Origin of the sequence: Microbacterium sp. (assembly GCF_031179285.1) — a bacterium.
Classification (GTDB): domain Bacteria; phylum Actinomycetota; class Actinomycetes; order Actinomycetales; family Microbacteriaceae; genus Microbacterium.
Genome location: NZ_JAPSHY010000049.1, coordinates 1 through 9,607, shown reverse-complemented (window position 1 = coordinate 9,607; position 9,607 = coordinate 1). Strand labels below are relative to the sequence as shown.

Here is a 9,607-nt window from a genome sequence, read left to right as displayed (position 1 = left end):
CGAAAAGCTGGCCGATCCAGCCCTCGGGGCCGGTGGTGTGCTGCGGCCAGTACCCCGCGAAGATGTCGTAGGTGCGCCGGCCCAGCAGCAGCGCGTCGAGGGTCTGCATGCCCTCGGTGACGCTGCGGCCGACGGCCTCGCTCGGCAGCGGCGCCTGCCATCCGCCGAACCGGAAGCCGCCGCTCGGGTCCTCCTCCGGCCCGCCGGGCGCCTGCGCGACGCCGTCGAGAGTGGTGAACAGGTCGATGATGATGCGTCCGCTCATGAGGTGCTCCCTTGCAGCTCGGATGTGACCGGTGCGATGTGGAAGGTGGTGGCGAACGCGTTCAGCATCCGCTTCTCGCCGCGCACCACGGCGACGATGTCCTGCGCGATCGCCTCGTCGGGCGTCACCTCTCCCCCGATGAGCAGGCGGATGCCGGGGCCGGCGACGATCACGGCATCCGGCTCGCCCTCCGGCATCCGACCCCCGACGGGCGGCGCGGGCGGTGCCAGCTGCGCGACCGACAGGCCGCCGTCGCGCACGATCACGCGCAACGCCACATCGCCGACGTGCAGCTCGATGTCGAGATCCTCGGCGCGCTGCGGCTGGAAGGAGGTCCGCAGCGCCATGGTGATCGAGTCCGGGGTGACCACGTCGTCGGGCGAGGGGTCTCCCATGGCCTGGAACCCCCAGCGGCCGAGCGCCAGGATGATCGGCTCCAGCGCCCGGCCGTAGGGGGTGAGTTCGTAGACGAGGCCGCAGTGCATCAGCGGGACGCGACGCACGACCCCGCCTTCCTGCAGCTCCTTCAGACGCGTGGACAGGATGTTGGTGGGAATGCGCGGCAGGCCCTGCTTCAGATCGGTGTAGCGGCGAGGACCGACGAGCAGGTCGCGGACGATGAGCAGCGCCCACCGCTCCCCGACCAGCTCGATGGCCGTCGTCACCCCGCAGTACTGGCCGTAGCTGCGCGCGGCCACGTCAGGCCGACTCGCCGGCGTTCTGCTCGGCCATGTACGCCTCGGGCCCCTTCTCGGCGGCTTCGTCGGACATGTAGAGGAACTCGACGATGTTGCCGTCCGGGTCCTCCAGGCTTCGCGAGTACATGAAGCCGTAGTCCTGCGGCTCGCGGGGCTCGGTGCCGCCGGCGGCGAGGCCCTTCGCGGCGACGTCGTCGACGTCCTCCCGCGACTCGCGGCTGAGCGCCACGAGCACCTGCGCCGCATCCTTCGGGTCGACGATGGGCTTGTCGGTGAACTGCGCGAGGTGCGGCCGGGTGACGACCATGAAATACACGTCCTCGCTCCAGACGATGCACGCGGCGTTCTCGTCGGTGAACAGCGGGTTGAGGTCGCAACCCAGCGCCGTATAGAACGCCTTGCTGCGCTCGAGGTCGCTGGTGGGCAGGTTGACGAAGATCTTGGTCACGATGACTCCTCTGTCGATATCGTTCGGCTCGATTCGTGAACCCCGGTCGGATTGCTGAGCCTGTCGAAGCATACTTGCAAATAACAACCATGCTTGTCAATAGCAAGTGGCCATCCGCCCTGCGACGGATGCCGTCGCCCTGCGCTCGCCCGTACGGTGGATCCATGCCGGCATCCGCCTCGTTCACCCGCGTCCCCACCCAGCGCGAGCTGCAGCAGGATCTGCTGTTGGCCGCCGCGCTGCTGGTGGGCGGGATCATCAGCGCCGGGCTGTCGACCGTGGCCCGCGTCTACGGCGACGAGCAGGCGCCGATGTGGACGGCGCTGGTCTCGGTCGCTGCGGTGTCCGCTCCGCTCGCCGTGCGCCGCCGCTGGCCGGCTGCGGTCGCCATCGTCGTCGCGCTGGTCTTCTTCGTGAGCGTCACGCTACACGTGCCGGAGATGTACGTGCTGAACATCGCGATGTTCGTCGCCTTCTACACCGTGGGCGCCTGGATGCCGAACCGTCGTGCCGCGATGATCGTACGGGTCGCCATCATCATCGGCATGTTCGTGTGGCTGGTCGTGGCCATGTACCGCGAAGCCATCGAACAGGCGGCTGAGGCCGGGGTCGCGGCCGGGCTGTTCTCGCCCTACGTGGCGGTGATGATGCTCCAGCTGCTGCTGAACGTCCTCTACTTCGGCGGGGCGTACTACTTCGGCGAACGCTCTTGGCATGCGGCCGCCCAGCGCCACGCTCTCGAGGAGCGCACCCGGGAGCTCGAGCGCGAACGCGAGGTCACCGCCGCACAGGCCGTCGCCCTCGATCGTGTGCGCCTGGCCCGCGAGCTGCACGACGTGGTCGCGCACCACGTCTCGGTCATGGGAGTGCAGGCCGGGGCCGCGCGATTGGTGTTCGATCAGGATCCCCAGCGCGCGAGGGAGATGCTCGCCGGCATCGAGGAGGGTTCGCGCGAGGCGACCCGGGAGTTCCGCCAGCTGCTGGAGACCCTGCGCGCACCCGGGGATGCCGTCGATGAGGCTGCCTCCACGTTCGGCGTCGACGACATCGCCCAGCTCGTCGCCGCGTCGACAGAGGCCGGCCTGCCGACCGAGCACCACGTGATCGGCGACCCCGTACTGGTGCCGCCGACGGTCGGCGTGAACCTGTACCGCATCGCGCAGGAGGCGCTCACGAACGCTCGACGGCATGCCGGTGCTGGCGCGAGCGCCGATGTACGGGTGCGGTACGAGCCGGATGCCGTCGAGCTCGAGGTCGTCAACACCGGTCGCCCCGTCGGGCCCGTACGCCCCGGGCTCGGGCAGCTGGGCATGCGCGAGCGCGCGCACGCGTCGGGAGGCGCAATCGAACTGCAGCCGCGCGCTGAGGGCGGTTTCCGGGTGCGCGCCACGCTGCCGCTGTCCGCGGCGAAGGAGAGCGTGCGATGACGGCGACGCGGGTACTGCTGGTCGACGATCACGCGATGCTCCGCGCCGGCTTCCGCACGATCCTCGGCACACAGCCCGACATCGAGGTCGTCGGCGAGGCGGCATCGGGCGCCGAGGCCGTCGCCCTCGCCGCCGAGTTGCGCCCCGACGTGATCACGATGGACGTGCAGATGCCCGACATGGACGGTCTGGACGCCACGCGCCGGATCATCGCCGACCCTACGATCCCCGCGGCCGTCGCGATCGTGACGACCTTCGACCGCGACGACTACCTGTTCGACGCGCTGCAGGCGGGCGCCAGCGGCTTCCTGCTCAAGAACGCCGGTCCCGAAGAGCTGATCGCCGCCGTACGGTCGCTCGCCGCGGGCGACGGGATGCTGGCGCCCGAGGTCACCAGGAGAGTCCTGCGAAGATTCGCGGGCCCTTCGACGGGCGAACGACCCCACCCTTCGACAGGCTCAGGACAGGCCCCAGGGGCCCAACGGTTCCCCGCCGAGCCGCTCACCGAGCGTGAGGCGGAGGTGCTGCACCTGATGGCCGACGCCCGCAGCAACGCCGAGATCGCCCGGGCGCTCTTCATCGGGGAGGCCACGGTGAAGACGCATGTCTCGCGCGTGCTGCAGAAGCTCGGCGCCCGCGACCGCGTGCAGGCCGTCGTGCTCGCCCATCGCCACGGCTTGGTGTAGCCATCCGCCGCAGGGCGGATGCGGGGCGATCAGCCCGGCGGGGGATGCCCCGGCATCCACCCCTCCCTAGCGTTGAAGCATGACAGGACTGCTGCAACTCGACGGCATCACCAAGAGCTACGGCTCCCGGCTGGTGCTCGACGGCATCCGCTTCGGCGTCGCTCCGGGGCGACTGACCGGATTCGTCGGCGGCAATGGGGCCGGCAAGACGACCACCATGCGGATCATCCTCGGCGTGCTCTCCGCCGACGGCGGGACGGTCACCCTCGGGGGCACCGCGCTCACCACCGCTGACCGACAGCGATTCGGCTACATGCCCGAGGAGCGCGGCCTGTACCCGAAGATGAAGGTGCTCGAGCAGGTGGTGTACCTCGCCCGCCTGCACGGTTTCGGCAAGGCGGATGCCACCACGCGCGCGACCGCGCTGCTCGAAGAGCTCGGACTCGGCGAGCGCCTCGATGACACCATCGAGTCGCTCTCGCTGGGCAACCAGCAGCGCGCGCAGATCGCCGCCGCTCTCGTGCACGACCCGCAGGTGCTCATCCTCGACGAGCCGTTCTCGGGTCTTGATCCGCTCGCCGTCGAAGTGGTGGCGGGAGTGCTGCAGAGTCGGGCTGCGCAGGGCGCCGCGATCCTGTTCTCCTCCCACCAGCTCGACGTCGTCGAACGGCTGTGCGACGACCTGATCATCATCGCCGGTGGCACCATCCGCGCGTCCGGGTCCCGCGACGAGCTGCGGGAACAGCACTCCACCGACCGATACCGTCTCGTCGCCAGCGGCGACACCGGCTGGCTGCGCGGCGAACCCGGCGTGACGGTCGTCGACTTCGAGGGCGGCACCGCACTGTTCGACGTCGACGCACCGGCCACCGCCCAGCGGGTGCTGCGCACCGCCCTGCAGCACGGCGACGTCAGCTCGTTCGCCCCTCAGCAGCCTTCCCTCGCCCAGATCTTCAAGGAGGTCATCCAGTGATCCCGACGACTGCCCGCGTTGCGGCATCCACTCCTTCGGCGATCTGGCTGGTCGCGGAACGCGAGATCGGCGCCAAGCTGCGCAGTAAGGCGTTCCTGATAGGCACCGGCATCCTGCTCGCCCTGGCACTCGCCGGCGTGCTCTTCGGCGGGTTCGCGGGCAAGTCGGCGGGACAGACGGCTGTCGCCGTCACGGCCGAGACCGCCGAGGTGGTGCAGGGCGTCGATCTCATCGATCCCACCGAGGTCGCCGACCGCGCAGCGGCCGAAGAGCTCGTGCGCTCGGGCGACGTCGAAGCGGCCCTCGTACCCTCTGACGACGGGCCCTTCGGATACACGATCCTGGCGCTCGAAGAGGCTCCTCGCACACTGGCGATGATGCTGTCGCAATCCCCCGAGGTCGAGATCCTCGAGCCGCAGACCACCGACCCGATGATCCGCTACTTCATCGCCCTCGGCTTCGGCCTGGTGTTCCTCATCGCGGCATCCACCTTCGGCGGGACGATCGCCCAGAGCGTGGTGGAAGAGAAGCAGACCCGAGTCGTCGAACTGCTGATCTCGGCGATCCCGACCCGCGCCCTTCTAGCAGGGAAGATCGTCGGGAACACGGTGCTCGCGATGGGCCAGATCGTGCTGCTGGCAGCGATCGCCGTGGTCGGCCTGATCGTGACCGGGCAGAACGAGCTGCTCGCCGGGATCGGCGGCCCCGTGGTGTGGTTCGCCGTCTTCTTCGGGCTCGGCTTCGTCCTGCTGGCGGCCCTGTTCGCGGCGGCCGCCGCGATGGTGTCGCGACAAGAGGACATCGGGGCGACGACGATGCCGATCACGATGCTCGTGATGGCCCCGTACATGCTGGTCATCTTCTTCAACGACAACCCGCTGGTGCTGACGATCATGTCGTACGTGCCGTTCTCGGCGCCGGTCGGGATGCCGATGCGGCTCTTCGTCGGCGAAGCCCAGTGGTGGGAGCCGCTGGTCTCGATCGTCGTGCTGCTGCTGTCGTGCGTGGCGGCGATTCTCGTGGCGGCGAAGATCTACGAGAACTCGCTGTTGCGAATGGGTGCACGGGTGAAGCTGCGGGAGGCACTGCGAGGCTGAGGGAATATGCGCCCGCATAGAATGGTTGCAACCAACGGACGATGAGGTCCTCCCGCATTCGAACCGATCCGAAGGGCCTCATCTCGTGAGCACTCCCGTCCTCGACCGCACCGCCCAGACCGAGCACCCCGTCCTCGACGTCCTCGCCGACCGGTGGAGCCCGCGCGCCTACGATCGTCACGCCCCGATCGACGAGGCGAAGCTGGCGTCCGCGCTCGAGGCGGCGCGCTGGTCGCCGTCGGCGTACAACCTGCAGCCGTGGCGATTCGTCGTCGCGCGGCGCGGCAGCGAACTGCATGCCCGGGTGCTCGAGACGCTCATCGGGTTCAACCAGACCTGGGCGGGTGCGGCGGCCGCCCTCGTCGTCGCAGTGGCGGAGACGGCGGATGCCGACGGCAAGCCGATCCCGCACGCCGTCTACGACCTCGGGCAGGCCGTCGCACATCTGTCGGTGCAGGCGCACCATGACGGGCTGGTCGCCCACCAGATGAGCGGCTTCGCACCCGGTCAGCTCCGCGACCTCCTCGACCTCGAAGAGCGCTTCGTTCCCACGACGGTCATCGCCCTCGGTGAGCTCGGTGACGTCTCGCAGCTTCCCGAGGCACTCCAGGAACGCGAGGTCGCACCGCGCGTCCGCCGTCCGCTGGCCGAGACGGTCATCGCGAGCGCCTGAGCAGCTGACCCCTCCTGGGGCCGTTCGACCGGCTCAGGGACCCAGGAGGGCTCAGCTCAACGCGGGAGGCGGTCGCCCCGCGCGAGAGCGTCCGCCGCGCGCACCAGCCCGAGGTGCGAGAACGCCTGCGGCGTGTTGCCGACCTGGCGCTGCGCGCGCGGATCGTACTCCTCCGAGAGCATCCCCACGTCGTTGGCGAGCGAGCAGAGCCGCTCCATCAGCGCCCGTGCCTCCTCCATGCGACCGGTCGAGGCGTACTGCTCCACGAGCCAGAACGAACAGGCGAGGAACGGGCTCTCGTCACCGGACAGTCCGTCGACTCCGGTCTCGGTGCGGTACCGCAGCACCAGACCGTCGTGCATCAGCGTCTGCTCGATGCGCTCGACGGTCGCGAGCATGCGTGGATCGTCCGGCGCGCAGTAGCCGACCTGCACGAGCAGCAGCAGCGACGCGTCCACCTCGTCGGTGCCGTAGTACTGCGTGAAGTGCCCGTTCACCACACCGTGCTCGTCGATCTCCTCGCGCATGCGGTCGCGCAGTCCGCGCCAGCGCTCGACGGGCCCGGGCAGCCCGTGCTCCTCGACGGCGCGCACCCCCCGGTCGAAGGTCGCCCACATCATCACCCGCGAGTGGGTGAACATGTGCGGTTCGCCGCGGATCTCCCACAGGCCGTGGTCGGGACGCTCGAGCTGCTCCGATACGAAGCGCACCAGCTGCCGCTCCAGCGGCCACGAGAACTCGGCCTCGTTGAGCCCGGCGCTGCGAGCGGCCGAGAGTGTGACGAGCACCTCGCCGACGACATCCGCCTGGTACTGCCCGGCCGCTCCGTTGCCGATCCGCACCGGCCGCGAGCCCTCGTACCCCGGCAGGTCGGGGATGATGCGCTCGGTGAGGTCGCGCTCTCCGGCCAGCCCGTACATGATCTGCAGATCGGCGGGGTCGCCCGCGACGGCCCGCAGCAGCCACTCCCGCCAGCGGTCGGCAAGGCCCAGGAAACCGTGCGCGAGCAGCGCCTCCAGCGTCAGGGCGGCGTCGCGCAGCCACACGTAGCGGTAGTCCCAGTTGCGCTCCCCGCCGATGTCCTCCGGTAGAGACATGGATGCCGCGGCGGCGATGCCGCCGGTGTCGTGGTTGGTCAGCGCCCGCAGAATCAGCAGCGACCGCACGACGAGCTCGCGGTGCGGTCCGTCATGCTCGATACGGTCGGCCCAGCCCTGCCACCATGCGCGGGTCCGCTCGAGCGCGTCGTCGACGTCGAGCGGCTCGGGAACCTCACGATAGGACGGGAACCACGTCAGGTGCAGGTCGCGCACATCGCCAGCCGAGACGGAGACCTCCCCGCGGTGCTCGTGATCGGCGGCTTTCAGAGGGGCGCCGCGCATCGCAACGGCATCCGGCCCCGCCATCGCTACCAGCCGCGGCTCGTCGGCCGAGCCGGTCTGCCGCACCCACGGCATCGCCCGGGAGTAATCGAAGCGGATGCTGAGCCGCTGGCCGAACGTCATCTCGCCCTGCACGCCGACGACGCGACGGACGAGGTCGATGCGGCGGATCTCGACGTGCGGATCCGGGTCGATCGGCATGAAATCGTGCACCTCGGCGATCGCACCACCGACCTCCCAGCGCGTGACCAGCACGAACGTGTCGCGGTCGTAGTGCCGGGTGCACGTCGCGTCGGGATCGGTCGGCCGCACCTCCCACCGGCCGTGCGCTTCGTCGCCCAGCAGGCGGGCGAAGACCGACGGAGAATCCAGGCGGGGCAGGCACAGCCAGTCGATGGAGCCGTACCTCGACACAAGCGCGGCGGTACGGCAGTTGCTCAACAGTGCGTAGTCTTCGATCAGTTCGGCCATCTCGCGAAGTCTCGCACTTGCCCGACTGCCGGTGCCAGGGGGTTGCGTGGCCCGGCCTCCTGGATAAGGTCGGGACATGCCGAACACGACACTGTTCATCCTCGGCGCCTCCGGCGACCTCACCTCGCGCCTGCTCCTTCCCTCGCTCGCGGCGCTGCTGAGCAAGGAGACCGACCGACGCGTCGCCCTTCGCGGGGCGGGTGCGGAGCAGTGGGATGCCGGGCAGTGGGCCTCACTGGTGCGAGCGGCGTTCTCCAGCGCCCCCGACGCGCTGGAACAGGTCGAGATCGGCGAGTACATCGCCGCCGACGTCACCGATCCGACGGCGGTCGCCGCGCTCGTCGAGAGCCTCGCCCCGTCGACCGTGCTGTACTTCGCGCTGCCGCCGGCGATCACGACGGCGATGATCGATGCGATGAAGGGCGTGACCCTTCCGGAGGGCACCGTGCTCGCGATGGAGAAGCCGTTCGGCGAGGACGAGGCGAGCGCGCGCGAGCTGAACGAGAAGCTCACCGCACTCGTGCCGGAACGGCAGATCTTCCGCGTGGATCACTTCCTCGGCCGGTCGACCCTGCTGAACCTGCTCGGCGTCCGGCTCGCCAACCGGATCTGGGAGCCGGTCTGGTCGGCCGAGCACATCGATCACGTGCTCATCCGCTTCGATGAGAGTGTGGCCCTCGAGGGCCGCGCCCGCTACTACGACCATGCCGGTGCCATGATCGACATGATCCAGAGTCATCTGCTGCAGGTGCTCGCCCTGCTGGCCATGGATCCGCCGGCCACCCTCGGCGAGCGCGACCTGCGAGACGCCAAGGCCGCCGTGCTGCGGGCGACTCGGGTGTTCTACGACGACCCGGTCGGCTTCTCGCGGCGTGCGCGCTACACGGCCGGCCGGATCGGCGAGCGTGAACTGCCGTCCTACGCCGACGAGGAGGGTGTGGACGAGGCCGCGCAGACCGAGACGCTCGCCGAGGTGACGTTCGAGATCGCGAGCGATCGCTGGGCCGGCGTGCCGTTCGTGCTGCGATCCGGCAAGGCGCTCACGCGCAAGTGGTCCGAGATCGTGGTCACGTTCAAGCCCGTCCGGCATGTGCCGCCGGGGCTGGACGGCCGGCCGGAAGACGGCGGGCGCCTGACGTTCTCGCTCGGGCCTGACGAGATGCATCTGCGTCTGCACGTGACCGGCGGTGACGACCCGTTCGAGCTGCGCGAGGAGGATCTCGTCACAGATCTGGGCGAGGGCCAGCAGCGCTCGTACGAGGAGGTCATCGAAGAGCTGCTCGACGGCAACGTGGCGCTGTCGGTGCGAGCCGACGAGGCCGAGGAGTGCTGGCGCATCATCCAACCGGTGCGGGAGGCATGGAAGCGCGGCGATGTGCCGCTGGAGGAGTACGCCGCCGGCTCGACCGGGCCGAAGGCCTGGGCGACATCGACGTCATCGTGACCGGGTCGAATCGGGAATCGTCGGGAGGGAACATGGCAGAAGA

General features: G+C 69.6%; 9 protein-coding genes and 1 pseudogene. 6 read left to right on the top strand and 4 right to left on the bottom strand.

The window, feature by feature from the left end; translation table 11 throughout:
• From RIN18_RS16800 to RIN18_RS16790, 3 genes and pseudogenes are all read right to left on the bottom strand, one after another.
• Window positions 1-265: pseudogene (locus RIN18_RS16800) on the bottom strand (dihydrofolate reductase family protein); the annotation flags it as partial.
• Window positions 262-963: a helix-turn-helix domain-containing protein gene (locus RIN18_RS16795; RefSeq protein ID WP_309082592.1), complete on the bottom strand. Its 702-nt coding sequence runs from the start codon at window positions 961-963 to the stop codon at window positions 262-264. The pseudogene RIN18_RS16800 and the gene RIN18_RS16795, both read right to left, overlap by 4 nt.
• Before the next feature lies 1 nt (window position 964).
• Window positions 965-1,411: a VOC family protein gene (locus RIN18_RS16790; protein ID WP_309082594.1), complete on the bottom strand. Its 447-nt coding sequence runs from the start codon at window positions 1,409-1,411 to the stop codon at window positions 965-967.
• Between the two features lie 164 nt (window positions 1,412-1,575).
• Between RIN18_RS16790 and RIN18_RS16785 the strand changes: the two genes are divergently transcribed.
• From RIN18_RS16785 to RIN18_RS16765, 5 genes are all read left to right on the top strand, one after another.
• The gene (locus RIN18_RS16785) at window positions 1,576-2,838 is read left to right on the top strand and encodes a sensor histidine kinase (protein ID WP_309082596.1); all 1,263 of its coding nucleotides are present in this window, start codon (window positions 1,576-1,578) and stop codon (window positions 2,836-2,838) included.
• Complete coding sequence (locus RIN18_RS16780; RefSeq protein WP_309082598.1) at window positions 2,835-3,524, top strand: response regulator transcription factor; 690 nt, start codon at window positions 2,835-2,837, stop codon at window positions 3,522-3,524. Before RIN18_RS16785 ends, RIN18_RS16780 begins: the two co-directional genes overlap by 4 nt.
• Window positions 3,525-3,612: 88 nt before the next feature.
• Window positions 3,613-4,497: an ATP-binding cassette domain-containing protein gene (locus RIN18_RS16775; protein ID WP_309082639.1), complete on the top strand. Its 885-nt coding sequence runs from the start codon at window positions 3,613-3,615 to the stop codon at window positions 4,495-4,497.
• Window positions 4,494-5,594, top strand: a complete 1,101-nt coding sequence (locus RIN18_RS16770) for an ABC transporter permease (RefSeq protein ID WP_309082600.1) — start codon at window positions 4,494-4,496, stop codon at window positions 5,592-5,594. Before RIN18_RS16775 ends, RIN18_RS16770 begins: the two co-directional genes overlap by 4 nt.
• A gap of 85 nt (window positions 5,595-5,679) precedes the next feature.
• On the top strand, window positions 5,680-6,267 hold the full coding sequence (locus tag RIN18_RS16765; RefSeq protein ID WP_309082602.1) for a nitroreductase family protein: 588 nt from the start codon (window positions 5,680-5,682) through the stop codon (window positions 6,265-6,267).
• Window positions 6,268-6,323: 56 nt separating this feature from the next.
• Here RIN18_RS16765 and RIN18_RS16760 read toward each other — a convergent pair whose 3' ends face one another.
• Window positions 6,324-8,120, bottom strand: coding sequence for a glycoside hydrolase family 15 protein (locus RIN18_RS16760; RefSeq protein ID WP_309082604.1), 1,797 nt, complete (start codon window positions 8,118-8,120; stop codon window positions 6,324-6,326).
• Window positions 8,121-8,196: 76 nt separating this feature from the next.
• On the opposite strand from RIN18_RS16760, the gene RIN18_RS16755 reads away from it, so the two are divergent.
• Window positions 8,197-9,564, top strand: a complete 1,368-nt coding sequence (locus tag RIN18_RS16755) for a glucose-6-phosphate dehydrogenase (protein ID WP_309082606.1) — start codon at window positions 8,197-8,199, stop codon at window positions 9,562-9,564.
• Window positions 9,565-9,607: the final 43 nt, after the last annotated feature.

What these genes read in the sequence shown, in the direction of transcription:
- RIN18_RS16785 (WP_309082596.1), top strand. Translation starts at nt 1,576, where the DNA reads ATGCCGGCATCCGCCTCGTTCACCCGCGTCCCCACCCAGCGCGAGCTG.
- RIN18_RS16780 (WP_309082598.1), top strand. Translation starts at nt 2,835, where the DNA reads ATGACGGCGACGCGGGTACTGCTGGTCGACGATCACGCGATGCTCCGC.
- RIN18_RS16760 (WP_309082604.1), bottom strand. Translation starts at nt 8,120, where the DNA reads ATGGCCGAACTGATCGAAGACTACGCACTGTTGAGCAACTGCCGTACC.
- RIN18_RS16755 (WP_309082606.1), top strand. Translation starts at nt 8,197, where the DNA reads ATGCCGAACACGACACTGTTCATCCTCGGCGCCTCCGGCGACCTCACC.